Origin of the sequence: Shewanella scandinavica, from assembly GCF_031932065.1 — a bacterium.
Classification (GTDB): Bacteria; Pseudomonadota; Gammaproteobacteria; order Enterobacterales; family Shewanellaceae; genus Shewanella; species Shewanella baltica.
In genome coordinates this window covers 77,924-103,017 of the sequence record NZ_JAUOES010000004.1, presented here as the reverse complement: position 1 = coordinate 103,017, position 25,094 = coordinate 77,924, and the positions used below count along the sequence as shown (strand labels likewise).

28 protein-coding genes are annotated in these 25,094 nt (G+C 46.6%); 15 read left to right on the top strand and 13 right to left on the bottom strand.

Annotated features, from left to right (window positions below; translation table 11 throughout):
* The first annotated feature begins 28 nt into the window (after window positions 1-28).
* Window positions 29-925, top strand: coding sequence for a DUF3530 family protein (locus tag Q4Q50_RS04425; RefSeq protein ID WP_311898565.1), 897 nt, complete (start codon window positions 29-31; stop codon window positions 923-925).
* 35 nt (window positions 926-960) lie between these two features.
* Here the strand turns inward: Q4Q50_RS04425 and Q4Q50_RS04420 are convergent, their stop codons facing one another.
* The gene (locus tag Q4Q50_RS04420) at window positions 961-1,767 is read right to left on the bottom strand and encodes a crotonase/enoyl-CoA hydratase family protein (protein WP_311898563.1); all 807 of its coding nucleotides are present in this window, start codon (window positions 1,765-1,767) and stop codon (window positions 961-963) included.
* A 541-nt stretch (window positions 1,768-2,308) separates the two neighbouring features.
* On the opposite strand from Q4Q50_RS04420, the gene Q4Q50_RS04415 reads away from it, so the two are divergent.
* Both Q4Q50_RS04415 and Q4Q50_RS04410 read left to right on the top strand, forming a co-directional pair.
* Window positions 2,309-3,304, top strand: coding sequence for a response regulator (locus Q4Q50_RS04415; RefSeq protein WP_006080020.1), 996 nt, complete (start codon window positions 2,309-2,311; stop codon window positions 3,302-3,304).
* Between the two features lie 18 nt (window positions 3,305-3,322).
* Window positions 3,323-4,309, top strand: a complete 987-nt coding sequence (locus tag Q4Q50_RS04410; protein ID WP_311898561.1) for a sensor domain-containing diguanylate cyclase — start codon at window positions 3,323-3,325, stop codon at window positions 4,307-4,309.
* Between the two features lie 80 nt (window positions 4,310-4,389).
* Here Q4Q50_RS04410 and rraB read toward each other — a convergent pair whose 3' ends face one another.
* From rraB to Q4Q50_RS04380, 6 genes are all read right to left on the bottom strand, one after another.
* Window positions 4,390-4,800 (bottom strand): ribonuclease E inhibitor RraB, encoded by a 411-nt coding sequence (gene rraB, locus Q4Q50_RS04405; RefSeq protein WP_107403569.1) that lies wholly within the window; start codon window positions 4,798-4,800, stop codon window positions 4,390-4,392.
* A gap of 40 nt (window positions 4,801-4,840) precedes the next feature.
* A complete protein-coding gene (locus Q4Q50_RS04400) occupies window positions 4,841-5,584 on the bottom strand; it encodes a 1-acylglycerol-3-phosphate O-acyltransferase (RefSeq protein ID WP_012090274.1) in 744 nt (247 codons plus the stop codon).
* Between the two features lie 161 nt (window positions 5,585-5,745).
* Entirely contained in the window at window positions 5,746-6,546 is an 801-nt protein-coding gene (locus Q4Q50_RS04395) for a metal ABC transporter permease (RefSeq protein ID WP_311898560.1), read from the bottom strand.
* A gap of 4 nt (window positions 6,547-6,550) precedes the next feature.
* Window positions 6,551-7,459 carry a metal ABC transporter solute-binding protein, Zn/Mn family gene (locus tag Q4Q50_RS04390; protein WP_006080012.1) on the bottom strand — a complete coding sequence of 303 codons (909 nt, stop codon included), beginning with the start codon at window positions 7,457-7,459 and terminating at the stop codon, window positions 6,551-6,553.
* Window positions 7,443-8,627: a membrane protein gene (locus Q4Q50_RS04385; protein ID WP_006084229.1), complete on the bottom strand. Its 1,185-nt coding sequence runs from the start codon at window positions 8,625-8,627 to the stop codon at window positions 7,443-7,445. The genes Q4Q50_RS04390 and Q4Q50_RS04385 overlap by 17 nt, the downstream gene beginning before the upstream one ends.
* A gap of 82 nt (window positions 8,628-8,709) precedes the next feature.
* Window positions 8,710-9,000 carry an ABC-type zinc uptake system zinc chaperone gene (locus Q4Q50_RS04380; RefSeq protein ID WP_106648225.1) on the bottom strand — a complete coding sequence of 97 codons (291 nt, stop codon included), beginning with the start codon at window positions 8,998-9,000 and terminating at the stop codon, window positions 8,710-8,712.
* A gap of 290 nt (window positions 9,001-9,290) precedes the next feature.
* Here Q4Q50_RS04380 and Q4Q50_RS04375 point away from each other — a divergent pair, with 290 nt between their 5' ends.
* Window positions 9,291-9,416 carry a hypothetical protein gene (locus tag Q4Q50_RS04375; protein WP_086010635.1) on the top strand — a complete coding sequence of 42 codons (126 nt, stop codon included), beginning with the start codon at window positions 9,291-9,293 and terminating at the stop codon, window positions 9,414-9,416.
* Window positions 9,417-9,536: 120 nt separating this feature from the next.
* Here the strand turns inward: Q4Q50_RS04375 and Q4Q50_RS04370 are convergent, their stop codons facing one another.
* Window positions 9,537-9,866: a hypothetical protein gene (locus tag Q4Q50_RS04370; protein ID WP_006084232.1), complete on the bottom strand. Its 330-nt coding sequence runs from the start codon at window positions 9,864-9,866 to the stop codon at window positions 9,537-9,539.
* A gap of 246 nt (window positions 9,867-10,112) precedes the next feature.
* Here Q4Q50_RS04370 and Q4Q50_RS04365 point away from each other — a divergent pair, with 246 nt between their 5' ends.
* Window positions 10,113-11,762, top strand: a complete 1,650-nt coding sequence (locus Q4Q50_RS04365; protein ID WP_311898559.1) for a mechanosensitive ion channel domain-containing protein — start codon at window positions 10,113-10,115, stop codon at window positions 11,760-11,762.
* Window positions 11,763-11,930: 168 nt separating this feature from the next.
* Here the strand turns inward: Q4Q50_RS04365 and Q4Q50_RS04360 are convergent, their stop codons facing one another.
* Window positions 11,931-13,688 carry a formate--tetrahydrofolate ligase gene (locus tag Q4Q50_RS04360; protein ID WP_311898558.1) on the bottom strand — a complete coding sequence of 586 codons (1,758 nt, stop codon included), beginning with the start codon at window positions 13,686-13,688 and terminating at the stop codon, window positions 11,931-11,933.
* 204 nt (window positions 13,689-13,892) lie between these two features.
* Between Q4Q50_RS04360 and Q4Q50_RS04355 the strand changes: the two genes are divergently transcribed.
* Complete coding sequence (locus tag Q4Q50_RS04355; RefSeq protein ID WP_311898556.1) at window positions 13,893-14,783, top strand: aldo/keto reductase; 891 nt, start codon at window positions 13,893-13,895, stop codon at window positions 14,781-14,783.
* An 80-nt stretch (window positions 14,784-14,863) separates the two neighbouring features.
* Here the strand turns inward: Q4Q50_RS04355 and Q4Q50_RS04350 are convergent, their stop codons facing one another.
* Window positions 14,864-15,694: a MaoC/PaaZ C-terminal domain-containing protein gene (locus Q4Q50_RS04350; protein WP_311898679.1), complete on the bottom strand. Its 831-nt coding sequence runs from the start codon at window positions 15,692-15,694 to the stop codon at window positions 14,864-14,866.
* Window positions 15,695-16,109: 415 nt separating this feature from the next.
* Between Q4Q50_RS04350 and Q4Q50_RS04345 the strand changes: the two genes are divergently transcribed.
* Window positions 16,110-16,883, top strand: coding sequence for a methyltransferase domain-containing protein (locus tag Q4Q50_RS04345; RefSeq protein ID WP_311898555.1), 774 nt, complete (start codon window positions 16,110-16,112; stop codon window positions 16,881-16,883).
* A 34-nt stretch (window positions 16,884-16,917) separates the two neighbouring features.
* On the opposite strand, the gene Q4Q50_RS04340 is transcribed toward Q4Q50_RS04345, so the two are convergent.
* Window positions 16,918-17,820, bottom strand: a complete 903-nt coding sequence (locus Q4Q50_RS04340) for a TraB/GumN family protein (RefSeq protein WP_311898554.1) — start codon at window positions 17,818-17,820, stop codon at window positions 16,918-16,920.
* 48 nt (window positions 17,821-17,868) lie between these two features.
* Here Q4Q50_RS04340 and Q4Q50_RS04335 point away from each other — a divergent pair, with 48 nt between their 5' ends.
* Together Q4Q50_RS04335 and Q4Q50_RS04330 are read left to right on the top strand one after the other, a co-directional pair.
* Window positions 17,869-18,177: a hypothetical protein gene (locus Q4Q50_RS04335; protein ID WP_006079998.1), complete on the top strand. Its 309-nt coding sequence runs from the start codon at window positions 17,869-17,871 to the stop codon at window positions 18,175-18,177.
* Between the two features lie 160 nt (window positions 18,178-18,337).
* Window positions 18,338-20,095 carry a GGDEF domain-containing protein gene (locus Q4Q50_RS04330; protein WP_311898553.1) on the top strand — a complete coding sequence of 586 codons (1,758 nt, stop codon included), beginning with the start codon at window positions 18,338-18,340 and terminating at the stop codon, window positions 20,093-20,095.
* Between the two features lie 31 nt (window positions 20,096-20,126).
* On the opposite strand, the gene Q4Q50_RS04325 is transcribed toward Q4Q50_RS04330, so the two are convergent.
* On the bottom strand, window positions 20,127-20,651 hold the full coding sequence (locus Q4Q50_RS04325) for a DUF3016 domain-containing protein (protein ID WP_259511051.1): 525 nt from the start codon (window positions 20,649-20,651) through the stop codon (window positions 20,127-20,129).
* 277 nt (window positions 20,652-20,928) lie between these two features.
* Here Q4Q50_RS04325 and Q4Q50_RS04320 point away from each other — a divergent pair, with 277 nt between their 5' ends.
* Both Q4Q50_RS04320 and Q4Q50_RS04315 read left to right on the top strand, forming a co-directional pair.
* A complete protein-coding gene (locus tag Q4Q50_RS04320; protein ID WP_012090285.1) occupies window positions 20,929-21,237 on the top strand; it encodes a hypothetical protein in 309 nt (102 codons plus the stop codon).
* Between the two features lie 135 nt (window positions 21,238-21,372).
* Window positions 21,373-21,687, top strand: a complete 315-nt coding sequence (locus Q4Q50_RS04315) for a hypothetical protein (RefSeq protein ID WP_311898551.1) — start codon at window positions 21,373-21,375, stop codon at window positions 21,685-21,687.
* A 12-nt stretch (window positions 21,688-21,699) separates the two neighbouring features.
* Here the strand turns inward: Q4Q50_RS04315 and Q4Q50_RS04310 are convergent, their stop codons facing one another.
* Window positions 21,700-22,209: a DUF4240 domain-containing protein gene (locus Q4Q50_RS04310; RefSeq protein WP_311898550.1), complete on the bottom strand. Its 510-nt coding sequence runs from the start codon at window positions 22,207-22,209 to the stop codon at window positions 21,700-21,702.
* 130 nt (window positions 22,210-22,339) lie between these two features.
* Between Q4Q50_RS04310 and Q4Q50_RS04305 the strand changes: the two genes are divergently transcribed.
* The 4 genes from Q4Q50_RS04305 (at window position 22,340) to Q4Q50_RS04290 (ending at window position 25,017) form a co-directional block, all read left to right on the top strand.
* Window positions 22,340-22,720 carry a hypothetical protein gene (locus Q4Q50_RS04305; protein WP_115333816.1) on the top strand — a complete coding sequence of 127 codons (381 nt, stop codon included), beginning with the start codon at window positions 22,340-22,342 and terminating at the stop codon, window positions 22,718-22,720.
* An 83-nt stretch (window positions 22,721-22,803) separates the two neighbouring features.
* The gene (locus tag Q4Q50_RS04300; RefSeq protein ID WP_259504366.1) at window positions 22,804-23,601 is read left to right on the top strand and encodes a response regulator; all 798 of its coding nucleotides are present in this window, start codon (window positions 22,804-22,806) and stop codon (window positions 23,599-23,601) included.
* Between the two features lie 159 nt (window positions 23,602-23,760).
* Window positions 23,761-24,033, top strand: coding sequence for an HU family DNA-binding protein (locus Q4Q50_RS04295; protein ID WP_006079990.1), 273 nt, complete (start codon window positions 23,761-23,763; stop codon window positions 24,031-24,033).
* A 291-nt stretch (window positions 24,034-24,324) separates the two neighbouring features.
* On the top strand, window positions 24,325-25,017 hold the full coding sequence (locus Q4Q50_RS04290; protein ID WP_261271791.1) for a TorF family putative porin: 693 nt from the start codon (window positions 24,325-24,327) through the stop codon (window positions 25,015-25,017).
* Window positions 25,018-25,094 lie beyond the last annotated feature (77 nt).

The following is a 25,094-nucleotide window of genomic DNA, read 5'->3' as shown; positions in this document are numbered from 1 at the left end:
TGAGACTACACAGGTGGTTATCAATTCTATGGCACGCATTATTTCGCTTCTCTTTTGCCTTATGCTTGGTTTCACAGCCATCTCTACCCGCGCGGCAGACCCAGCAACAGCTGCGCCAACGCCAGCTGAAGTCAGTACCAAAAAATTAAATAACCGCTATTTACCCGAGAATGAAGTCAAACAAATCACCATAGACAATCAGCCCTACGATTTGTTGGTGAGAGCATGGGAAGGTAAAAAGAAACTCGGTGCGGCGATCATTCTGCCCGCCACCAACGGCACGGCAGACGCGCCGGGGCTGATGGCGTTTGTGCGCCGTAATATTAATCCTGCCGGTTGGGCAAGTTTAAGTTTAACCCCGCCAACAGAGCTGCCTGCGGCCAATTTTGCCACCGCCGCCACTGAAGTCACCTCACCCGGCGCTGCGCAATTAAGCTCACCTTCCAACAAACCTAGCCCTAAAATCAAGCCCGAAGATAACAGCAAACATCTGCAAGAGCAGGAAGACTTTCTGGTCCAAAGCATGTCGCAGTTAGATGCGGTCGGCGCAGACTATGCGGGCAAACGCATTTTGATCACCGCCGACCAAAGCGCTGGATTATTGATTAGCTTATTAAGTCAGAAGAAAATTGCCGATCCCGATGTGCTAATCGTCATCAATCCCTATCGTGAGGACGAAAAGCTCAATCAAGCACTCGCGGAGCAACTGGCGAAACTCACCTTACCGATTTTAGATATCCAATCGCCAGACGGTCACCCCGCCTCATTAGAAACGGCCGCGAATCGTAAGATTTTAGCCGTGACCTTAAAAAGTCCTAACTACCGCCAAACCAGCTTAGCGCTCAATTTAGATAACGAGAGCGCATGGCAGAATTGCTTAAATGCGATTAAAGGCTTTTCCGCCCGCATGAGCGGCGCGCAGTAACAACGGCGATTTAAGCTAATTTAGACAAAATAACATTACCAACCCGACTGACGATCTTGATAAGGTTTCTGCGGATTTTTCAGTTGACGCGCCGCCGCTATCTTGCAATTTTTGCCTAACAACAAGCGAATCTGACTAATCGACTCACGGCAAAGCAGGCTACGCACCGAAGCCGTCCAACTACGGTTAATGCTGAGTTTGATGGCCGCTGCTGCATCCGGTGAGGTTTGCATCAGTTGCTGCGCCAATTGTTGCGCCGCTTCCATCGGCGTCTCGCTCACTTGGGTCACGAGTCCTAAGGCTAGCGCTTCATGACTCTCAAGCACTTTTGCCGTCAGGCTCAGCAGCATAGCTTGATCCTTAGGCATGATTTGCCTTAACGCGACCAACCCCGCCATATCGGGCACGAGTCCCCATTTCGCCTCCATGATCGATAACTTACAGTCATGGCTAGCGATGCGCACATCTGCGCCCAAGGCTATTTGCATACCGCCGCCATAGCAACAGCCCTCAAGCACGGCAATCACAGGTACAGGCAAGTTTTGCCAACCTAATGACACCCGCTGTGCCAAGTTAGCATTCCCAGGTAAGCCCTTAAACAGTAACTTAACCGCCTGCATGGGTGCCGACATCACGCTTTTGACATCGAGCCCAGAGCTAAAATGGCCACCCGCCCCCGAGAGGATCACGGCTCGTACCCCACGATTAGATTTGATCTTTTTAATCGCACGGTCGAGATCACTAAACATCAAATAGTTAATCGCATTCATTTTTTCAGGACGATTAAGCAACACATAGGCGATGCCATCATCGATTTTGACTTGTACACTTTGGCCACTCATGAAATATTCCGTTACTGGTCAGTCCAGAATAAATGTTAACACGTTTGGAATAATTCACTAAAAGATATAACATAAGCCTGTTTTTTGACTTGAGTCAAAATATTGCCAATTCAAACATGGACTGAAGGCAACTTATGTTAGGCTGTCGCCACTACGTGCGGTAATCCTAATGTATCTTTCGATGAGATAGACTTATCGAACTCGGCAATGAAGTTACCTCGCCGCCAACATCGACGCTTATATAACACTGTACTTGCCGCTAAGGATAACGCCGCAAACAGATGGACTCAGTCGTCCTTTTTATTCGTTACATCCTTGTTATTTGCTAAAAATTAGCCAGCTCGATTTAAAATTTTGCATCATGTGATTCAATAATGAGCCAAATTTTAATGTCAGCGAAAAAAATAAATTAATCAATAATATCTATAAGTTACATCTAGAAGATATAAATCAGACTTGCCCGAAGAATGCAATTCGTCAGTCGGACCTGAAAAATAAGTGTTATCTTCAATTAATGGGCAAATAAGGATCACTAGTCAGCATGTCAATATCTGTACTCATCTGTGACGATTCCGCCATGGCACGTAAGCAAATGGCCCGCACGCTCCCAAAAGAGTGGGATGTGGAAATTACTTATGCGACCAATGGTGCCGAAGGCCTTGATGCTATCCGCGCTGGAAAGGGCGAAGTGGTGTTTCTCGATCTCAACATGCCAGTGATGGACGGTTATGAAGTACTGCAAACCGTGCAGCAGCAGGATCTCCCCGCGCTGATCATTGTGGTCTCTGGCGACATTCAAATCAAAGCTCACGAGCGAGTCAAAGCCTTAGGCGCATTAGATTTTATTCAAAAACCCGTCAGTGCCGATGCCATCAGTAACATTTTGCAAGATTACGGCATCTTAACCCTGACGCAGAAAGATATCGCCGACGAAGTCCCGATGATCAAAGTCGACATGCGTGACGCTTGCCAAGAAATTGCCAACGTCGCCATGGGCCGCGCCGCCGATCTGTTAGCTAAGTTACTCGATGTATTCGTGTTACTGCCCATCCCCAATGTGAACGTGCTTGAGGTGAGTGAGTTGACCATGGCACTTAAGGCCACGGAAGAAAGCTCGACCGTATCGGCTCTTTGCCAAGGTTTTATTGGGGCGGGGATTGCGGGTGAAGCCCTGCTCTTGTTCCATGATTCCAGCTTTAAGGACATGGCCAAGCTGATGGGATTAGCCAATCCTGAAGATAAAAATACTGAGATAGAAGTGCTTATCGATACCGGAAACGTGCTGATCGGTGCCTTCCTTAACGGCATTTCTGAACAGCTCGACATGAAATTTAGTCAGGCTCACCCTGTCGTGCTAGGACGGCACTGCACGGTTAACGATCTGATCCATGATAATTCAGAGAAATGGCAGCGAACTTTGGCTATGGAGATCAACTATCGGATTGAAGATCATAATATTCAATGCGATTTGTTACTGCTCTTCACCGAGGATTCTATCCCCACACTTAGCTATAAACTCGGCTATTTACTCGATTAACCAGTTGGATTTTATCCTATGTCAAATGACCAAAGCGCAATGAACGAACTACACTGGCTCATCGATATGGTGCAAACCATAGAGGTGGGATTAGTGGTATTAGATCGCCATTACAATATCCAGCTGTGGAACGGTTTTATGGAGAATCACAGCGGTGTTTCCCCAAATTCGATCAAAGGTCAAAACCTGTTTACCCGCTTCCCCGATCTGCCCGCCACTTGGTTAAAGCAGAAAATGGAATCGGTTTTTATGCTTAAAAACCGTGCTTTTATCAGCTGGGAACAAAGGCCGTACGTTTTCCAATTTAAAAACTACCGCCCGATCACTGGCCGTGCTGACTACATGTACCAAAACGTGACCTTGTTGCCACTGGCATCGCTCACGGGACAAGTGACCCATATCAGCGTGATTATTTATGACGTGACTGATATCGCCATCAACAAGTTACAACTTAAAGCCGCGAACGAGCAACTCGAGCGCCTAAGCCAAACCGATGGCCTGACTCAGCTGCATAACCGTCGCCATTGGCAAGAATGTTTAGACCATGAGTACGACATATATGCCCGCTACTCAGGCATGGCAAGTTTAGTGATGATAGATATTGATAACTTTAAACATATCAACGACAGCTATGGTCATGTGGCGGGTGATAAAGTGATCCAGCATATCGCCCACTTACTCAGCCAATCCCTGCGTGAGACCGATTGCGCCGGACGTTATGGCGGTGAAGAATTTGCGGTTGTATTACCCAAAACCAGCGGCGCCGATGCCATGTATTTCACCGAGCGACTCAGGGAAAAAATCGCCGCATCCGTCATTCTGTATGAAAGCCTGAAGATATCAGTGACTGTGAGTTTAGGTGTGTGCGAAATTGGTTCCCACATCACCAGCAGCTCAAGCTGGATTTCTTGCTCCGATAAAGCGCTGTACGAAGCCAAGCAAAAAGGCCGTAATTGCAGCGTTCTGCATACCAGTACAACTGCGAAAAAAATCAGCCAAACTTAAAATATCCACCTAATAAAAATGCCCATCATAGATGGGCATTTTTATTTAAAGCGGGTATAGATTAGATATTCACGCGCGAATTAATGAGGGAAACCATCATCTTCTTCGTCGTCTTCATCTTCTTCGTCATCCATTTCATCACCGACAAAATAGGTGCCCCAACCGTCATATTCCACTTTTTGTTTTACCGCTAATTGCAGCAGTTGTTCTGCGGCTTTATCCAGTAATTCAACTTCTAGTTTGTGGTGCGCGACAGCATCAAAACAGAAAATAATTGAACCATCTTCCAGTTCCATTTCTTCAGCGTCGTTTACCTCAAAACCTAATTTAAAGGCATCTACTGCGGCTTTTTCGAGACGATCGAAATTGGTCGATGAAAAGTGATGCTCAATAATATATTCCGCATCAGGCTCTGAGCCATCGTCAAGCAGGGCTTGCACTATGTCACGATTCTCTGCAAGTTGGGCTTTTAACTGACTTTCAATAGACATGGATTTGTCTCCGTTAAGGTAAATCTGGCTCAAATTGGCATTATACGTCATCACTCGCGAGAGTTTTACCCATAAGTGCTGCCGCCTCTTGATTTATCTCAGCAAATCTCGCCGACATGCTGGCATGAATTTGCGCAGAGAAGTTTTTCACATCGGCTTTATCTAAACCTGCGGTCGGCACAGGTGCCATCATATCGATAATGACTACACCGTTATTCCAGCGATTGAGCTTAATGTGGCTTTGGCACGAGGCCAATACCGGCACAACAGGTACTCCCGCCGCAATCGCAGTATGGAAAGCGCCCGCTTTAAAAGGTAACAAACCGCGCCCACGTGAACGTGTACCTTCAGGGAAAATCCACACAGACAAATTCTTCTGTTTAATTTTTTCCACGGTTTTCGCCATAGTATCAAAGGCACTATGACGGTTTTTACGGTCGATCAGAATATTTCCTGACAACCAATAGATTTGACCGAATAATGGCATCCACGCCAAACTCTTCTTGCCCAAACTCACAGTGCCTTTAGGTACCGCTGTCGTGTGAGTGAAAAGATCGAAGTTATTCTGATGATTTGCGAGGAAAATATAGGGGCCATCCTGCACATCTTTATGTCGACGTACAATCACTTTGATCCCAAGGATCGGAGCGACCGATGAGAAGATCTTGGCGAACATATGTACATTGTCGCGGTGCCGAGGTCTTAATAAACACACTAAGCCACCAAAAATAAAGGCAAGCAACAATGACACCGCCAACAGCATTGATCTGACGATTAAAAGCACGATTTACTCCGACTATAAAAGTGGCGACAGTATATCCACCATGGCTTTGGGACTCAATATATTGTTTACATCTGTAAGCTGACTTGCTAACAAGCAAGCAAAAAAGCCCATCGATATACTGAAAATCCAGTGTATCGATGGGCTTTTATATCAATATTTATCTAAGCGTGGTGCTTTGGCAGGATTTCAGATCCCGTTGCCTGAGGCGCAGCTTTAGCTAACACAAAACGGATCACTAAGGCGCTCACGGCCAAAGTCGCGACAATCGCCGCACCGCTGGGTAGATCTAACGTCGCCGACAGGACTAATCCTAGAACATAGCCCAACAAACCGACGAGGTAAGCGTAAAATAACCGACCTTTACCGCGGTACTTGTTCAGTGCTAAAGCGGGCAATATCAAGGTACTGAACACCAGATAAACGCCCACCAATTCAACCGACAAGGTAATGACCAACGCAAATAGCAGATAGAACCCTGCACCATCCAACATCTGGGGACGCAGGTATATCGCTAATAACACCAGTGAATACACTACTGCCGGCAAAATCAGTTGTGACCAACTCACCCACAGGATCTGACCTGACATCAATTGCTTTAACAGCTCGGCGCCGTGTGGGTCGTTCGCCAGCAGCAACATAGCCGCTACCGCAGACAACACATAAAAGCAGCCGATCATTGCCTCCAACTCACCCGCCATCCGCTTAGATAACCAAGCAATAAACCCTGCGCCCGCGAGGGCAAACAGCGCTGGCATCCACACATTAGCAAACGGCATGTCTTCTAACCTGTGGTCCATGTGAGCGACAATCGCGCCTAAGGCGGCAACTTGCGCTATCGCTAAATCGATAAAGATGATGCCACGCTTAAGTACTTGTCTCCCAAGTACAATATGCGTCGACAACACTAAGATCCCCGCTGCCAATGCAGGCAACAGAATCGACATCAGTTCAAGATCAAACATAGGTTTATTTCACTCCATTTAAGAGGGAAATCACGCTGTCATAAAGGCTAAATAAATCTTGGCTCTTATCGTTGCCACCCACAGACATAGGTAACATCACCACGGGCAAGTTCGCTTTTTCACCCAGCCATTTTGCACCGCGCTCGTCCTGATAAGAGGCCACGACCACCGCCAGAATATCCCCTTGCTCAGCGCGCGTCAGCAGACTCGCTAAGTGGCCGCTAGTCGGAGCTAAACCCGGTTTAGGCTCTAAATCTGCCACTTGCTCGATACCAATCCAGTTGAATAAGTATCTGAAGCTTGAGTGGTAAGCGATCACTTTTTTACCTTGTAATCCCTTAGCTTGCTCTTCCCAACGCGGGACTGCTGCTTGCCAGCGAGTAGTAAAATCTGCCAGTGACTTTTGATAATCGGCCGCGCCAGCAGGATCTAACTGAGTCAGCTTAGCACTCAGTGCCGTGGCGACTTTTAACAGCCGCGTCGGGTCAAAATGGATATGTGGATTACCTTGGGCATGCACATCACCCATGCTGCGATCGACGCTGGCCAGCTTATCTAAAGTCTCGATTTGATCGGCGGCGAAAAATAAGCCTTGATCGGTCGAGCGCACATTCGCGTTTGCCGACTTCATTTGCAGCATAGGCAACCAACCCACTTCAAGATCGGCACCAGCGCAGACCACAAGATCCGCCTGACGCATTTTGGCGATCAAACTCGGACGCGCCTGCACTTGGTGCGGGTCCTGTAATGCCGTTGTTGCCGAATAGATGCTCGCCGTAGGAGCCAGCTCCTTCGCTAATGCTGCATATTCAGGTTCACAGGCAAACACGTTTAGTTCGGCGTGGGCCAAACCGGTATAAGTGACAGATAAGGCCACTGCGGCCAATTTAGCTAAATTAGAATTGATGCGCACCGTGAGCCCCCAGAGACATAATGTATTGAATAGTGAAGATGTTGTCGTCTTCAATTCCGTCGAAGTTAGTACCCTTTTGATTGGTATACTGGAAACGAACCGTCGAGAAATGGCTAGAATGCCAAGCCAAACTCACCTCAGATTCTTTCAACTTCTGCCCATGGAAATGATCGCCATGGAGTTCTTGGGTATCCGCTTCACCATAACGTACACCCGCTGACCAGCTAGGCGTGAATTGGTACACACTGCTCAGATACCAACCTTGGTGGTAATCTTGGCTTGGCGCATCCTCTGGATGCAGATCGACAGGGGTAAAATCGCTCACCCGATAATACTCGCCGCTCACAGTAAGATTCTGATATTTGTAGTTACCGTTAGGCGCCCACTTATAAACAAAATCAGCACCATAGGTATTTTTACCTGTGTAAGATGCGGCGTGGCTATGGCCTGCGTGCTCATCACCATGGTCATGCTCATCTTCATGTTCGCCTTCTTCATGGGCGGTCACTTGGCCATTCTCGTTACGCAGGTAACTTAAACCCGCTTGCCATGAGCTGTTATCGCCGATGTCGCCACCGATTTTTGAGTACAAGGTATAAACGCCGACCTTCTTAAACTCACGCTCACCATGCTCATCGGCGGCACGTAAACTGTCGCCCTTAAAGGCTTCAACGCCCATAGTCCAATACAAGTCAGTCGGTGCTACGTAGTTGAAACGTATACCATCATCAAAATAATGGCCGCCTAAAAATGCACGGTAAACCACAGGACGGTCGGTGAAAGAATCTGTGTGTAAATGTTGGTTATTGAGGTAACCAATGTCCGATAGGAAACGACCGCCGCGGATAGAAAAGCCCGCAGGCATCGCCATGGTTTGAATGAAGGCTTCTTCAAGATTCAGCTCAGTGTCACCGTCATGCATCTCAACCACAGCTGTGACTTTACCGTAAAACATATCATCGATATTGGCGCTCAGGGCCAGCTCGGTCTCACCTAAACCAAAGCCATCCGGGCTCTCGGCTAATGGACGCTCACCCGTTTGATAGTAACCATTTAATACGGCACTGATCGCTGGGTTCGTGAGGCTCGAATCTTCAGCCAATAGGCTAGGCGAAACAAACGCACACGCCAAAGCCACCAAAGAAATTCGGGTATTTAAAACAGTCATGATATCTCCAAAATACAACTAGCACTCGACGACTAATATAAAGTCATCAAGAAATACAATAAGTTAAAATGTTTGAGTTGATTTAGAGCGTGACAGGAGGCGCACGACTGCGATAAACACTGACGTGTTCAGAAATGGAGGGGGGTAAAACAAATTCGACCACATCGAAATGCTGTACGCCTAAATTAAGCGTCAGCGGTTGGGTCAATAGAATCTTGTTGAGCTGGTGCTGATGGAAGCACAGGGTACAGTGGGTCTTAGCCCCATCGTCAAGATGGGTCACACTATGAGCTGAGGCGGCAAAAGACAGCAATATCAAGATGGCCGAAAGCCATATCGAAATCGTGCGTCTAATGTGACGTTTAAGTCTCACTCAGTCGTCCCCATAGTTAAAAAGTTGCATAAGTCTATGTCAGGGCCATAGCAAGTTGCAATAAGGTAATTACTTTGCAAAAGGTTACAAGATATTTGAGCAGGGCAATCTTAGCAGCAACTTGCCTCGTCCATAACGGCGAAACCTTACGGGAGTGCTGGTAAAAGAGTGTATTTAAGATTAGCTTAAGTGAGTGTAACTATAGTGTATTTAGTTTTTATGTCAGCGAGCACAACGGCGAAATTGAGCTCGATATGGCGTCCGTTTTTAACCACCAAAAGGCAACTCTCATGCTAGCATTTTTTCGTGAAAACTTAGGGCTTATCTTAGGGATAGTGATTTTCAGCGTGGTGATATTTGGTGGAATTTATTACGTTGAGCATTCCTTAGCCGCACAAGAACAAGTCGTTCAGTAAACTAGAGCTCACTCACTGCGGCGGTAATTCGCCTGGGTAAACTCCTTCTTCGCTATACCTTGAGCGCCCACTATAGGCGCTCAAATCATTTCTGCCTCAGCAGATTGTCTTATTGCTTTGTTATCGGTACTTCTGTCTTTGGTCACTATCATCGACGGGTTCCGGCGCTTCAATGGTGATCACTTGGTCCATAAAGTGACTCACGAACAACAACATCAGCGAAAAAATCATCACAGGGATCGCAAAGTGCCGCACTGAGGCATCGAAATAACTGTATCCCGCTGTAAACACACTCAAATAAAAGCCCAATAACTTAAGCTTAGCCAATGTTGGGCTACGGCCTAACCAAGCGGTGCAGTGGGGACAACGCACTTGGGCGTCGAAGCCTTTGCCTCTTTGTTGGGTGATGTCACTGACCTTGATGTACTGATTACAATGGGAACACAACATGAAAACACGATTCCTAAATAGCGATGCGCAAGTTTACCAGATCCCTACCAGAGTACGGCCAGCAAATGCTGATAAAAGGCTAATCTTGTCGAAAATGCGGATAAAACCAAGAGCCCTAATGCAAACCAAGTAAACCCCTGCGGCAAAAAAAACTTAGCTCGGAAGCAAATTTCACTCGACGACATTTTACAGTCAATCCGGCAGCCACTATCATACTCAGACATATTTCTATTTAAGATCACACCTATGCATCGCTACCTCGCTCTAGTGTTTGCCCTGTTTATCCCATTATTAAGTCTCTCATCCCCAGCGCAAGCCGAACCTGTCGCGGCAACCGAAAGCACATCAACCACAGCTGTGGCGGTCAAAGCCGAACTGGCTATGTTGCAACAGGCTATCGATACCGATATCCATAAGCTGAAACATGCCAAAGGTGAGTTGAAAACGATTGTCGAATATCGCATTCAAAACAAAACCTTACAGTTACGTAATAAGATTAAAGATTTGCTCGAAGCAACGCCGATCGACAGTGCTTTTCTGCAACCATTGATCCAAGGGCAATTGAACTACATCCAACAGATTGATACCTATATCGATGACAACATTGATAAATTGGAGCAGCAGCTAGGCTCGGGTACAGATGATGCGATTCTGCTCGATATCTCTAAGCGCGAATTAGACAAAGACACCTATTACAAACAGCAACTCGAGACACTCAATTGGCTCGAACAGGTTGGCCAAGATGTTAGCGAAGCACAAAAGTCCCTGCTGCAAATTTTGATTGCGCGTGCAGATATGCTTGAAAGCTTAGTGACTTACACTCAGCAACAACTGCAAGCTGCGGTCGATACCGCAACCAATGCCGGTAAAGATGTCACGTCGGCGCAAACTAGCCATGTGATGATGCTAAAGGAACGCTTGGCCCAAAATAGCCAAAGCTTAAATATCGATATCAACTTACTCGATGCTTTAGGCCAAGATACTGCCGCACTGAAAAAGACCTTGTTCAGTGTGTCAGGCGATATTACTCAGGATGTGTTGAGCTTTGATGTAGCCTCAAGCTTAATCGAGCAATGGCTGAACACGGCGCAGGAACAAGCGATAAATCATGGCCCTACGGTCGTGTTTAAGTTATTTGTATTCTGCTTGATCTTATTTATCGCGGGTCTCGCCGGCAAGTTAGCCAAACAGATAGTGAAGAATACTGTTAGCAATTCTAAATTGAATTTGAGCAAGTTATTACAAGACTTCTTTACTTCGCTATCAGGCAAAGCCGTCTTTACTATCGGACTCTTGATCGCCCTATCTCAACTTGGGATCGAACTTGGACCGCTGCTCGCAGGCTTTGGTATCGCGGGTGTGATTATTGGTTTTGCCTTGCAAGATACCCTGTCGAACTTTGCCTCTGGGATGATGATCTTAATTTATCGTCCCTACGATGTGGGAGACTTGATCAACGCCGCCGGTGTCACTGGTCGAGTGAGCCACATGAGTTTGGTCTCAACCACAATTAAAACCATGGATAACCAACGTCTTATTATTCCTAACAATAAGATTTGGGGCGACACTATTAACAACATCACGGTCGAACACCAACGCCGGGTGGATATGACATTTGGTATTGGTTACAGCGACAACATAGAACATGCTGAAGCGATTCTCAAATCCATCGTCGAAGCCCATCCTAAAGTACAGCCATTGCCAGAGCCGACGATTAAACTGCATCTGCTAGGAGAATCTTCGGTGGACTTTATCGTGCGCCCTTGGGCGAAACCGGAAGATTATTGGGAAGTGTATTGGGACATTACCCGTGAAGTGAAAATGCGTTTCGACGCCGAAGGGATCAGCATTCCGTTCCCGCAGCGCGATGTGCATATCTATCAAACCACGAAGTAACCTTTCTAAAACTAGCGCTAAAACGTTAAAACCAGCTAAAGCGTTAAACCAGCATTAGCACGTTAAACCAGAGTCAAAGGGCGTAGCAGCAAGCCCGCCCTTTGACTCTGCAGCGCTTTTGCATCTAAGCGTGAGTTTTCATTGAAATATTAGTTTCGAATCTAAACGTTAGCCTAAACCGACTATCTCACCTTTGGCATCAATATCGATTTTCAAGTAACCCGGCTTAAGCCCAAGTCCTGGCATAGTCATCACATTACCCACCAAGGCAGTTATAAATCCCGCCCCCGCATGTAACACTAACTCTCGCACTGGCACCACAAAATCCTTAGGAACGCCCTTTAAGCTAGGATCGTGGCTAATGGATAACGGCGTTTTGGCCATACACAGGGGCAAATGTCCATAGCCAAGGGCAGTCAGTTGCTGCGCCTGCTGTTTCGCCTCGATAGACAGACTCACGCCTGAAGCACCATAACCCACTTCGGCTAAGGTGGACAACTTAGCCTCCAATGACGCTTCATCTGGATATAACAGTCTGAACTGACTCTCAGTTTCAGCGGCGCGAACCACAGTTTGCGCTAAGGCAATAGCGCCCGCCTCCCCTTGGCTGAAGGCATCGCTAATTTCACAGCCAAAGGCGGCACTCGCGTTGACGGCTTCCATTAGCCATTGCAACTCAGCATCGGAATCAGTGGCGAAACGGTTAATAGCAACCACCACAGGAATGCCATAACGCGCCACATTGTTGATATGCCAGTTTAAATTTGCAAAGCCCGCTTCGAGTCGAGCCTGATCTGGGGCATTGATATTTGTCGCACTGATGTTTGGCACATGGATATTTGATACATTGCTATCCACCTCAGTTGCCAAGCCACTATTGGCCTTCAGCGCTTTTAAAGTCGTCACCAACACCGCGGCGGCTGGCGCCTGACCCGATTGACGTACTTTGATATTACAGAACTTTTCAAAGCCCATATCCGAGCCGAAACCGCCTTCAGTCACCACAAAGTCCGCCAGCCTGAGGGCGATATCATCGGCAATGATCGACGAGTTTCCGTGGGCAATATTGGCAAAGGGTCCTGAGTGGATCAGACAAGGCGAGCCATTTAAGGTCTGCATTAACGTCGGTTTTATCGCATCGGCCATGATGGCCGTCATCGCCCCAGCGGCACCTAAATCTTCGGCGGTAATCACTTGCCCTTGGGTATTTAAGGCCAACACTAGACGACCGATCCGCGCCCGCATGTCAGCCAAATCATGACTTAAGGCTAAAATCGCCATCAACTCAGAGGCGGCAGTAATATCAAAACTAGATTCGTACTCTGGGCCGTTATTATCACCTAAGCCCACATGAATTTGTCTAAGGCAGCGATCATTATGATCGACCACTCGGTGCCAGCGGATCTCGTTGGGAGCTATATCCAAAAACGCTTGTTCAGATTGCGCTTCAAATTCTGTTTTACCTAAGCGCGTCTCGTGGAATAGCCGCGCCGCAATCGCCGCGGCCCCTAAATTGTGGGCACTGCTGACGGCATGAATGTCACCCGTGAGATGTAAGTTCATCTCCTGCATGGGCACCACTTGAGCATAACCGCCACCCGCAGCACCGCCTTTCACCCCAAACACAGGTCCCATGCTGGGCTGGCGAATACAAGCACAGGCCTTTTGGCCTATGGCATTTAACGATTGCGTTAAGCCAATGCTCGTCACCGTTTTACCTTCGCCGTGGGGTGTAGGCGTAACTGCGGTGACGATAATCAATTTACCTTTGCGTTGCCCCGCTAAACGCTGCAACACACTAAGCTCCACCTTGGCTTTAGTGTGACCAAATAGCATCATCTCTTCGGGTAACAGGCCTAAGTCGGTGCCCAGTTCGGTGATGTTTTTAAGGCTTGCGCGACTCGAAATATCCATATCTGTCAGCATGCGTCGATTTCTCCCTTTCAGATACGCTTTGGTTTAGTATGAGGGGTTGCTAAGCACAACACTCATTGAATAGGGCGGATATTAGGTGATTGGCTTTAAGATATATAGCCATCGAAAGGGTTAATGAGCGATTCCTTAATCTGCATCAAATATTTTGCCCTGTGCCCTATAAATCAAAAGCACACAGTCCCAAAGAGGAACAGCATGAGCGAGTCCCATTTCACTTTTTCTGAATTTGTTGCCGGTTTCTGGCGAATGGAAAGCTGGGACATGACGCCCATGCAGCGCCTTAACCTGATTGAGCAATATCTAGAACTAGGCGTGACCACTATGGATCACGCTGATATTTATGGCGAATATCAATGCGAAACCTTGTTTGGCGAGGCATTAGCCTTAAAGCCAGCACTGCGCCAACAGATGCAAATTGTCAGTAAATGCGGCATTAAACCCGCGTTTGCGTGCCGCCCTGAGCGCTACGTTAATCACTACGACACCTCCTGTGAGCATATTATTGCCAGTGTCGAGCATTCCCTTAAACAGCTCAATACTGACTATTTAGATCTGCTGCTGATCCACAGACCCGATCCCCTAATGGACGCTGATGCGGTCGCCGAGGCATTTAAGATCCTCAAGCAAGCAGGTAAAGTGCAGCATTTTGGCGTATCGAACTTCACCAATGCACAGTTTTCCTTGCTGCAATCGCGCTTGGATGCTCCTTTAGTCACTAATCAAGTGGAACTCTCGCCACTAGCGATGAGCACCCTACACGACGGTACGCTCGATTTGTGCCAGCAACGTCGTATTCGGCCTATGGCTTGGTCGTGCTTAGCGGGCGGAAAGATTTTTGAAACCACTAATCCACAGGCAGTTCGCTTGCATCAAACCCTCAAGCTCATCGCCGAGCAAGTGGGAGCCCAAGATATCAGCCAAGTGATTTATGCCTGGGTTCGTATGCTACCAAGCAGACCTGTGCCGCTTATCGGCAGTGGCAATATCGAGCGGATAAAGCGCGCCGTTGCCTCCAATGAGATCCAGCTCGATCGCCAGCAATGGTTCAGTATTTGGCAGGCATCTATGGGTCACAGCGTACCTTAATTTTTACCTCCCAAACGCAACAACCATAAACAACAACGGCGCCAGAAGGCGCCGTTGTTGTATGTATTATTGAATGCGACTTAAAACTGCACATCGCCACTTAAATGCGGGCGACGACCTTTGCTGTCACGTAACTCAAATACCATATTATTAGCATTCTGCTCATAGCCAAATCCAACATCGGCAGGCATCAACAGTGGCAGTTTAAAGGTCACATCCACAGTAAATGGACGATCGCCAATGCTTGGCATCAACTCCGCCAAACAACGGGCCTTAGACCACATACCATGGGCGAGCACGCGATCAAAACCAAAACGCTTTGAGAGCACAGGATGCAAGTGGATCAGGTTATAGTCGCCAGACGCCTTAGCATAACGACGGCCTAAATCTTCACTCAAGCGCCAGCTTTGCGGCGTTTCCCACGCCATATCAATGGCTTTAGGTGGACGAACCCGACGTCCAGCAACATCGATACGATATAAATAGGTGGAAAGCGATTCCCAAACGAGTTCTTCACCCACAAACGCCTTAGACACAAATTCAAACTCTAAGCCAGAATCAGTCTCACGGCTCGTCGTCAAGGCACACTCGAGGGAGAAAGTCTCGTCAACCGTCACAGGGCGATATACTTGAATGCGGTTCTTTAGGTGGATCATCCCAAGCAGCGGGAAAGTGATGCCATCGTGGGTAAAAATCACCGCATGCAGGCGAAATGCCATCACATAGAGATAGGTTGGCGGCAGCACTTTACCGTCAAATTGAAAACCACACACCTGCGCGTATTGGCTTACTTTAGTTTCAGACACAGTCACATGTGGCGCAGTCACCTTAATATGGGGCAGCGGTTGCTGATCCCAACCCGGCTTACGGCCAAAGAAGATCTTGCGATAAAGAGAAAACAGCGACGGCATCGCGTTCAATTCAACACAATATGCATTATTCAAGTCTGAGTACCTTTTAATTAACTATCCCTTGGCACATAAATGCATTGCCATAAATTACCCCGCACAGACGAGTAACGTCTGCTCAATCAAGTTGATAACGAGTGTAAAACAGGCAGCGCTGCGTCTTAATGAGGGCTGATGCTGACTCACCGAATGGACAACTATAGAGTCAGGTTTGTCGAAAACGGCGTGATTATAACCCAGAGGACAGAGTTCTGTGTATCCCTAAGTTTAGTAGGAATAATTACTACCAATCAAATCAATAGATTAAAATATCACGATGTAAATCTGTCCATCTCGACTCGGCGATAACATCTCCTGAGTGCGAAAAATTTACGTCTGTGCCACACTATCGTTCCACTCTCTTTAACCTAGTTATCACGTGCAAGATAAGAATTTTGACAAGCTCGCGCAAAAATTTGCGAAAAACATTTATGGTACGCCTAAAGGCGACATTCGTGCCGCCGTACTGTGGCGCGACCTCGCACCTGCGCTAGCAAAACTGGGGGATAGAAAACTCAGGGTATTAGATGCGGGCGGCGGTTTTGGTTACTTTAGCCAAAAATTAGCCCGCCTCGGCCACGAAGTGGTGCTGTGCGATATCTCAGCGGAGATGTTGGCGCAAGCGCAAGAACAGATAGATGCCTCGCCTGAACCATTAGCTATCCAGCTTATCCATGCGCCTATTCAAGCTCTGTCAGTTGAGCACCATGGCTATTTCGATATCATATTGTGCCATGCGGTCGTCGAATGGTTAACAGATGCGAAACCCACGATGGCGGGCCTACTCACTATGCTCAAACCGGCGGGATTATTCTCTTTGATGTTTTACAACAAAGAAGCCATGCGCTTTCATGCCTTAGTGTCGGGCAATTTCGATTACGTCGCCGCAGATTTAAAAGTGAAAAAGAAAGTGCGGCTAACACCCACGCACCCACTTTATATTCAAGAGGTTAAAGAGTGGTTTAGCGACTGGCAAATGTCACTTATCAGCCAGTCTGGTGTGCGGGTGATCCACGACTATTTGAAAAAGAGTCAGCCCGCCGATTTCGATTATCAAAAACTGCTGCAAATGGAGCTCGAGTATTCACAACGCGAGCCCTACATTTCCCTAGGCCGATATGTACACTTTTTAGGGCAAAGCCCCGCAGTTTGAACCCGCTTAGTTATAAACGCGACGCCCTAAACAATTACTGGCAAGTCTGTTTCCAGCAGGCGCTCACTTTGGCGCCTGCTTGTTCTAGCAGTTGCACCACACTTTTATCACCCACAACATGACCCGCGCCAACCACTACAAATAATGGTGAAGTTATTTCAGTCGAGCCCATTAACTTTATAATGCCGTCAGCCATCACATGGTTTCGCCGCCAGAGGATTTTCTCTAACATCTCAGTGTCGCCCTCGCCGCCCATTTGCTCCTGCATTATGCTATCAAGCTCAGCTTCATTACCTGAGCGCCAAGCCGCAATTAACGATAAAAGATCTGCATCCGACGTACTAATCGCCTCACGCACCATAGACCACTGCGCTTGGCTATCAAAGGACGCTAATAACTGAAATTGCGACTCGGCGGTTTCTAACTGATACACAGGTAAAGCCGCATGACGGGCCATCAACTGCATATCAACGCCATAATCCGTGCTGTAACCTAAGTTGTTATAACGTATTAAGTTAACTTGCGTGGCTTGCAGCCAAGGCGCAAAGGATTGAATCGACTGACAAACATTGGCCGTGGCAGCGCAGTAGGGCGTCATGCTCTCAACCGTTTGTTTATCTCGGCTCTGCCAATCTAAACCTTTGGTTTTATCGGCGCGGCCGTATTGGCGCAGCAAGGCATTGCTATTAGCTTTATTCATATCGACTTCCACGACTAAGCCCTTAGCTTTGCCAAGCGCGGTTTCAATTTGGGTGGGTAAAGGATAAAAATCGGCACGTCCAATATGAATCGAACCCAGTAGATACGCGCTCTTTCCTTGCCATTGCACTTGATAAAATGGCGGCTTATCGGTTTCGGCACTCACCGCTTTGGTGCTCCAACCCGTCAACGCCAGAAAACAGATTGATGCAATTAATCGCCATTGGCTTGTTGCCATATCCTTTGCCCCTTATAATTCCTGCAAATTTTGCAATGAGACGCTGTTATGCCACATACCAAGGTTATAGAGCAACTGAAAGAGAATCTTCAAATCGCCTATCGCCAAGCCATAGACGCCGACGCTAAGTTAGATGAGCTGAAGAAAGCTGGCCATGGAAACTTCACCAGCATATTCACGGCAGAACAAGGTTTTATCGCTTCGAGTAATCGTTTTCTGCCCTATGTACAAGAGTTGGTCGATGACTTAACTCGCATGGAAGAATATGAGGCGCTCGATCCTAAAGAACTTGAAACCTATGTGCGCCAGCTCGGTGCTTTACTGCAAACGCTGCAGGCTTTTAAGACACAAAGCTAACCTAGATGAAGAGCTGAAACTCGCCAGTAGCATTCAGCTCTTTTCATCAGCTATCCACTCAAAACCCCCGCATAGCTGACGTTAAGCTCCCTCAAAATTGTCATCATTTTGTCATTTCTAAGTCATAGACTCCGCTCACATAGACGAAAGGGCTGACGTAATGACAAGTTTAGATCTGGCTAAAGAGCTCGATAAGATAATTTCTAAATCGGCAATTAATCCCTTATTTCAGCCAATTTTCAATATATTAGAACATAAGATCCACGGTTTTGAAGCCCTAAGTCGCGGCCCTGAACACAGCCCGTTATACTCCCCAGTGCCGCTATTTCAGACAGCAGAGCATGAAGGCAAGTTAAGCGAGTTAGAAACCCTTTGTCGGCGCATTTCACTCGAGCAATTTAAGCTGCGTCAGTTCCAAGGCAAGCTGTTTATCAATATCTCACCCAAGGCATTATTAGATCCAGCGCACCCCAAGGGCATGACCTTACAGCTGTTGCAACAACTCGGCATAGCGCCATCGCAGGTGGTGATTGAGCTGTCAGAGCAATATCCCGCCGATGATATCGACTTACTTAAATCTTGCTTGAATCATTATCGCAGCCAAGGTTTTTTAACGGCCATTGATGACTTAGGCGCAGGTTATTCAGGTTTAAGGCTCTGGTCAGAATTGTCGCCCGACTATGTCAAAATCGACCGCCACTTTATCCATGAAATTGATTCGACCCCCGTCAAACAAGAGTTTGTCCGCTCGATTGTGGAGTTATGCCAAAGCTTAACCTGCAAAGTGATAGCAGAAGGGATTGAAACGCAAGAAGAATTAGCCGTACTCAAACAACTGGGTATCGTCTATTGCCAAGGCTATTTGCTTGGTCGCCCAGAAGTGCTCCCCTGCCGCGCGATGAAAGCGACCTTAGTGCCAAACAATACTCAGATTCAACCTAGATACAGCGAATCGGCCGAAAGCCTGTGCACGAATGCCATCACAGTGGCGCCCACACTCAAACTCAAATTTTTAAGTGACACCTTTAGCTCGCAACCCGCACTGCAAGCGGTTGTGGTAGTCGATAATCAGTTGCCGCTGGGGATTATCAGCCGCGCGACCTTACTCGAACTTTTCAGTACGCCCTATGGTCGTGCCTTGCATGAGAATCATGCCGTAAGTGAAGTGATGGACCCGCAGGTTATCCAAATTGAAGCCAACGAACCCTTATCTACAGTGAGCCAATTGCTGACCTCAGAGACGGCCAATACAGTTGCTCAGCAGTTCATTATCCTTCGCCGTGGCAAACTTCTCGGCATAGGCCACACTAAGGATTTACTGCAAAGGATCACAGAGCACAGAATTAAGATGGCCCGCCATGCGAATCCTCTGACAGACTTGCCGGGCAATGTGCCCATTCAAGAGGAATTAAAACGCCTTAAGTTCCAAAAGAAACACTTTTATCTGGCCTATTTTGATTTGTGTAACTTTAAGCCCTATAACGATATTTATGGCTTTTGTCGCGGCGATGAAGTGATTTGTGAAGTGGCGAATCTGTTACTGAAGTATAAAAGCGACAATTGTTTTGTCGGCCATGTCGGCGGCGATGACTTTGTGATTATCAGCACCTGTGAACATATGATCAGCCGTTGCCAACGAATCCTTGCGGACTTTGAAACCCATAAGCATTTGTTTTACAGCGCCGAGCATTGGCAAGCCCAAGAGATGCTCGCCGACGATAGACAAGGCGAAGCCTGCTACCATCAATTGATCAGCCTGTGCGTGGGTATCTTGCCACCAGCACTGACTTTTAATGCCAATGAACACAGCCTGTCGACCTTAAGTGCTAAGGCAAAAAAACAGGCAAAATCCGCGAATAACGGATTTTACCTGTTAGAAAATCACCTTGCTATCGAAACCCAAGCGCTCAGTGCTTGAGTCTTAAGTGACCAATTTAACGATTGAAGGATTAAAGTTGTGGGGCAATCGTCTTCTTTAACCAATCAGTCAACATTTTGGTTTCGTAGATAAAAGGTTTATCGGTTAAAGATTTAATTCCATCCATAAAGCCCATATCCGACAGTTTTTCATCACCCGCAATAATCACTTTGTCGTTTTCTAACACTTGATAGGAAAAAGTTATACGCGGTGGATAAATGTCTTTAATAATCCGCAAATCATTAGCGGTCGCACCAAAGGTTGGGCGCATATCACCCGCCAGATCAACATCGGTAATGGTCATTTCAAGCTTTTGATTCGGCTTTAAAATCTTCGCGGCTTCTTTGTTAATATTTTCTGTTAACGTCTCAAATAAGCGCTTCTCATAGCGGGATTGGATTTCCCCGGATGATTTGATATCGCGAAAATCCTTAGGACTTTGCCAAACAATTTTAACCACGCCATCTTCAGTGACGGGATTCACAGGCGCTTCGTCGGCTGCCCAAGCCGCACTGCAACTTAATACACCTGCGAGTAAAAGGGACTGAATTTTCATATTTGCCTCCAAGGCCTAGATAACTTTCTGGAAACCACAGTACAAAATCTAACCTGAACTAGAGCTTAACGCAAAACTGATATAAGTACAGCTAACGCAGTGTAAGCTTTTGTATAAATGAGTAAATTTTATAGAACAACCACAATTGACACGTATCTTTTTGTATCGAGACTGCACTAAGTAAGTGCATGGTTATCAATTTGTGAACATTTTACGCGCATAACCACAAAAAAAACGTTATCCTTCCGCTATTGTTTACATGGCTCACTTAATAAAAATGAAATTCCCCGTTGTACCTGTGTTCATTCTTATCCTGTTTACCTGCGTAGTTAGTGCGATTTGGTTTATCTCCCCGAGTGATAAAAATACCGGCCCTAAAACATGGTCAGCCTTTATCTATAACCATGGCTATGACTCGGGGAAGTATAAAAAAACCGATAACTTTGACAGCTATGAGACCTGCCGCGATTTTGCACGCGAACAATCAGCCTTCTACGACGATGTACCTTGGGAATGTGGTTCTATGTGCCAGTTCGATACTCGCAAGCAAGGGTTTCAATGCAAAGAAATGAAAAATGAGCGCTAACTAACCGTTCAGCATAGGTTCAATATTTATACAATAAGCTAAGCCCCTCAAAGCACAACTCGTTTTCTTTACCGTCTAAGGATGCACGATTTAGAACTGACGTGTTAAACGTAATTTTTAATTTGGAGCTTACCTATGAACCTAAAAACAGCTAATTTATCAAAATCTTACTCACATAAAATCGCTTTATTGGCTCTGCTAACATTCGGAACTAGCATTAGTCTTTCAAGCCATGCGGCGCCATTGACCATCAGCCAACAACAGGCGGTTAACGCTCATTTTAGCAAATTGGCTCAGGCGCAATATGCGGCTGAAACCCAAATGACTGAGCAGCTTAAGCAAGATTTTTCTCAGCAATTAACCGCACAGGAACATGAGTTTATGAATGATATCTGCCCTAAATACGGCATGACATTCGATGTGACAACCAATGCCTGTTTACGCTCATAAGCGATTGCAAGATTAAAATGGAAAACGGGCGCTGAGCTCAGGATATTGCAGCTTTAAATCCTTGGGCTTAGTGCTAAATTTTTTCCCCGCGGGCGTCGCCTTGCCCGATGGCATAAAGGGCAACTCATCACCGGTTCTATCTTCGTATAATTGCCCTGCAATAAGATCGTATTCATCCACAAAGGGATAAGCATAGGCATCTCGCTCTGGCCAAGCGGCTAAACGCGCTAAAGTGTCAGGCTGATTAACCACACCATCGTAGATTTCTTGGCCGAGTGAAATCAAAAAACACCTGAATTCGGCAAAGGCATATTCAGAATCACAGCCCGTAATAATGTAAGCCGCGCCCCAAACCGACCACAAATAACTCCGGCGCATCTGCTGACCAAAGATTTTATCGAAGGCTTTTAACTCTTCATTACTCAGTTCGGCGAGTTTCTGCTTCAGTGCTTGAGCCAAAGACTCCTGAGATTGCGCCGCTTCCGTACGCGTGACTAAACCCCAAAACTCAACTTCTGTCATAAACTTCACCTAATAGAATAAGCCTTTCGCAAAAGGCTTATTCTACACGATATTAAGGTTATGCTGGACTCGGATTAGGGCATTTCCTACACTTGCTCATCTTCTTCGCTACCTGTCTACATATCCATCTATGCCTAAACGTCTTATGCTACTGATCTCTTTATATTGCCTCTTCAGCATTGCCGCACTTTTACGGGCTGTGACAACGCAATCCTTTGATGTATTCACCCTAGGCGTCCTCCCCGTGCTCGTTGGCATAATGATGCGCACGCCGTGGTCGAGCTTAGTCTTGAAGATTTATATCGGCATGCAAACCTTAGGATTTTCAGCCCTAGGCATGACAGCGATTATTGCCTACCGTATTACCCCTGAAGATGTAAAAGTGGTTGTTTCTGGCCACAATATTCCTATGTTACCGCTGACAATAAGCATTATTGTCATTTTACTCTTGCAGTATTGGATCGCATTTTCTAAGGTCACGAGTCATTATTTAACCCGTCAAACACGGTAATGGACATTTGTTGCTAAGCTGTTGCTAATAGCGTAGCTTAGCGACCCAATAAAATACTTGCGACTCTTAACTTGAAGTAGACTATGAGCCATTTATCGCCCAGTGAACTATCCATTCTTTTGGTAGAACCTTCAGATATCCAGCGTCGAATAATTATTCAGCGCTTGCAACAAGAAGGTATTCTCAGCATTCAAACCGCAGAAAATATCGAAGCGGCTAAAGATATTATTGCTCGCCACAAACCCGATCTTATCGCCAGCGCCATGCATTTTGATGATGGCACCGCCATCGATCTCTTAGGCTACTTAAGGGCTAGCGCTGACTGCAAAGATATTCAATTTATGCTGGTCTCGAGCGAGTGTCGCCGTGAGCAACTTGAGATATTCCGCCAATCGGGTGTGGTCGCTATCCTGCCTAAGCCCTTCAGTGCCGAGCATTTAGCCACAGCCTTAAATGCCACAATCGATCTGCTCAGCCACGATGAACTCGACCTCAGTAATTTCGATGTGCAGGATGTGCGCGTATTAGTGGTCGATGATAGCCGTATGGCAAGAAATGTCATTAAACGCACTATCGGTAACTTAGGGATGAAACTGATTACCGAGGCCGAAGATGGTGCACAGGCCATAGCGTTGATGAAAAACAATATGTTCGACTTAGTCATCACTGACTACAATATGCCCAGCGTAGATGGCCTTGCGCTGACTCAATATATCCGCAATGAAAGCCAGCAATCGCACATTCCCATCTTGATGGTATCTTCCGAAGCCAACGATACCCACCTCAGCAATGTGTCCCAAGCGGGGGTGAATGCCTTATGCGACAAGCCCTTTGAACCCAAATTGGTTAAAAAATTACTCTATCAACTGTTAGAAGAATGAAACCAGAATAAAACTTAAGTCACGAACTGAGTAAATATTCTGCGCTTTACCGAACATCCTGCGGCAGCTTAGACGCAAAAGGCTTTCCAAGCGCTGAACCTTATGGCATGTTAGGCACGCTTATTTCAAATAAATCTACGGAAAGAAGAGACAATAAAAATGAACAAAACTGAACTTATCGCCAAAATTGCAGAAAATGCCGATCTAACGAAAGTAGAAGCCGCACGCGCATTGAAGTCTTTTGAAGCAGCCATTACCGAATCAATGAAAAATGGTGACAAAATCTCCATCGTAGGCTTCGGTTCGTTTGAAACTGCGACTCGTGCTGCTCGCACCGGCCGTAACCCACAAACAGGTAAAGAAATTCAAATCGCTGAAGCGACTGTGCCTAAGTTTAAAGCGGGTAAAACCCTACGCGACAGCGTAAACTAAGCGAGAAAATTCAAAACAACGCCTCCATTGTGAGGCGTTTTTTTTTGCTTTCTTCCAGTGAAACCCTGAATATTTTTTGCACAACAAGAGTGCGCCTCTGCCCCATAAACTGGCAAATAAAAACATTTTATTAACACTTGATATTCTAATATCTTGTATTACATAGAATTGTAATAGTGGCATGTGATTAGCAAATCCCTTCTTAGAAAAAAACCAAGATGCACTAATGACCACTGCTTACTTAAGTGTGCCACTGGTGAATCGATAAATAAGTCAATCGAGGGGATGAGCATGAAGAAATCACTGTACAGCGTTTTGGCCTTATCGACGGGAATGTTACTGGCTGGCAATGCCTTTGCAGCCGTATCAGGCAACATTGGTGGTACCTCTAATTACCTATGGCGCGGCGCGACTCAAACTAAAGATGCGGTCGCAATCCAAGGTGGGATTGACTATAGCCATGATTCTGGCTTCTATGCAGGCACTTGGGCATCGAATGTAGATTTTGGTGATGATACGAGCTACGAGCTAGATCTCTACGCGGGTTATGGTGGCAATATTACCGAAGACATCAGTTACGACTTTGGCTACCTCTACTACGCCTACCCAGACGCTCCTGGCAGCATTGATTTTGGTGAACTCCATGCTGCAGTAACTTGGAAGTGGCTTGAACTGGGTTACTCCCATGTCATCAATGCCGGTGACGATGTCGCCGCCGATCCGTTAGATAATAAAGATCTCAGCTATCTTGCCGCGACTGTCTCTGTGCCTCTCACTGAAAAACTTAGCTTATCAGTGCACTATGGCTACTCAAGCGGTGATGTTGTGCAATCTTGGTTTGGCGAAGATAACTATGCCGACTATAACGTCACACTAAGTGCAGATACCAGCATGGGCACAGTGTCGTTCATGGTTTCTGATACCGATCTCACCGATGATGATGCCAAACTGGTACTCGGCTATTCCTACAGCTTTGATCTCTAAGATCTAACATTTAGGATCTTACGTCTAAGCTCTAAGCATAAAAAACGCCACCTTAAACGGTAGCGTTTTTTTAGCGT

Coding starts and splice junctions, on each gene's coding strand:
- Q4Q50_RS04425 (WP_311898565.1), top strand. CDS start 29: ATGGCACGCATTATTTCGCTTCTCTTTTGCCTTATGCTTGGTTTCACA.
- Q4Q50_RS04420 (WP_311898563.1), bottom strand. CDS start 1,767: ATGAGTGGCCAAAGTGTACAAGTCAAAATCGATGATGGCATCGCCTAT.
- Q4Q50_RS04415 (WP_006080020.1), top strand. CDS start 2,309: ATGTCAATATCTGTACTCATCTGTGACGATTCCGCCATGGCACGTAAG.
- Q4Q50_RS04410 (WP_311898561.1), top strand. CDS start 3,323: ATGTCAAATGACCAAAGCGCAATGAACGAACTACACTGGCTCATCGAT.
- rraB (WP_107403569.1), bottom strand. CDS start 4,800: ATGTCTATTGAAAGTCAGTTAAAAGCCCAACTTGCAGAGAATCGTGAC.
- Q4Q50_RS04395 (WP_311898560.1), bottom strand. CDS start 6,546: ATGTTTGATCTTGAACTGATGTCGATTCTGTTGCCTGCATTGGCAGCG.
- Q4Q50_RS04385 (WP_006084229.1), bottom strand. CDS start 8,627: ATGACTGTTTTAAATACCCGAATTTCTTTGGTGGCTTTGGCGTGTGCG.
- Q4Q50_RS04375 (WP_086010635.1), top strand. CDS start 9,291: ATGCTAGCATTTTTTCGTGAAAACTTAGGGCTTATCTTAGGGATAGTG.
- Q4Q50_RS04370 (WP_006084232.1), bottom strand. CDS start 9,866: ATGTTGTGTTCCCATTGTAATCAGTACATCAAGGTCAGTGACATCACC.
- Q4Q50_RS04365 (WP_311898559.1), top strand. CDS start 10,113: ATGCATCGCTACCTCGCTCTAGTGTTTGCCCTGTTTATCCCATTATTA.
- Q4Q50_RS04360 (WP_311898558.1), bottom strand. CDS start 13,688: ATGCTGACAGATATGGATATTTCGAGTCGCGCAAGCCTTAAAAACATC.
- Q4Q50_RS04355 (WP_311898556.1), top strand. CDS start 13,893: ATGAGCGAGTCCCATTTCACTTTTTCTGAATTTGTTGCCGGTTTCTGG.
- Q4Q50_RS04350 (WP_311898679.1), bottom strand. CDS start 15,694: ATGCCGTCGCTGTTTTCTCTTTATCGCAAGATCTTCTTTGGCCGTAAG.
- Q4Q50_RS04340 (WP_311898554.1), bottom strand. CDS start 17,820: ATGGCAACAAGCCAATGGCGATTAATTGCATCAATCTGTTTTCTGGCG.
- Q4Q50_RS04335 (WP_006079998.1), top strand. CDS start 17,869: ATGCCACATACCAAGGTTATAGAGCAACTGAAAGAGAATCTTCAAATC.
- Q4Q50_RS04330 (WP_311898553.1), top strand. CDS start 18,338: ATGACAAGTTTAGATCTGGCTAAAGAGCTCGATAAGATAATTTCTAAA.
- Q4Q50_RS04325 (WP_259511051.1), bottom strand. CDS start 20,651: ATGAAAATTCAGTCCCTTTTACTCGCAGGTGTATTAAGTTGCAGTGCG.
- Q4Q50_RS04320 (WP_012090285.1), top strand. CDS start 20,929: ATGAAATTCCCCGTTGTACCTGTGTTCATTCTTATCCTGTTTACCTGC.
- Q4Q50_RS04315 (WP_311898551.1), top strand. CDS start 21,373: ATGAACCTAAAAACAGCTAATTTATCAAAATCTTACTCACATAAAATC.
- Q4Q50_RS04310 (WP_311898550.1), bottom strand. CDS start 22,209: ATGACAGAAGTTGAGTTTTGGGGTTTAGTCACGCGTACGGAAGCGGCG.
- Q4Q50_RS04305 (WP_115333816.1), top strand. CDS start 22,340: ATGCCTAAACGTCTTATGCTACTGATCTCTTTATATTGCCTCTTCAGC.
- Q4Q50_RS04300 (WP_259504366.1), top strand. CDS start 22,804: ATGAGCCATTTATCGCCCAGTGAACTATCCATTCTTTTGGTAGAACCT.
- Q4Q50_RS04295 (WP_006079990.1), top strand. CDS start 23,761: ATGAACAAAACTGAACTTATCGCCAAAATTGCAGAAAATGCCGATCTA.
- Q4Q50_RS04290 (WP_261271791.1), top strand. CDS start 24,325: ATGAAGAAATCACTGTACAGCGTTTTGGCCTTATCGACGGGAATGTTA.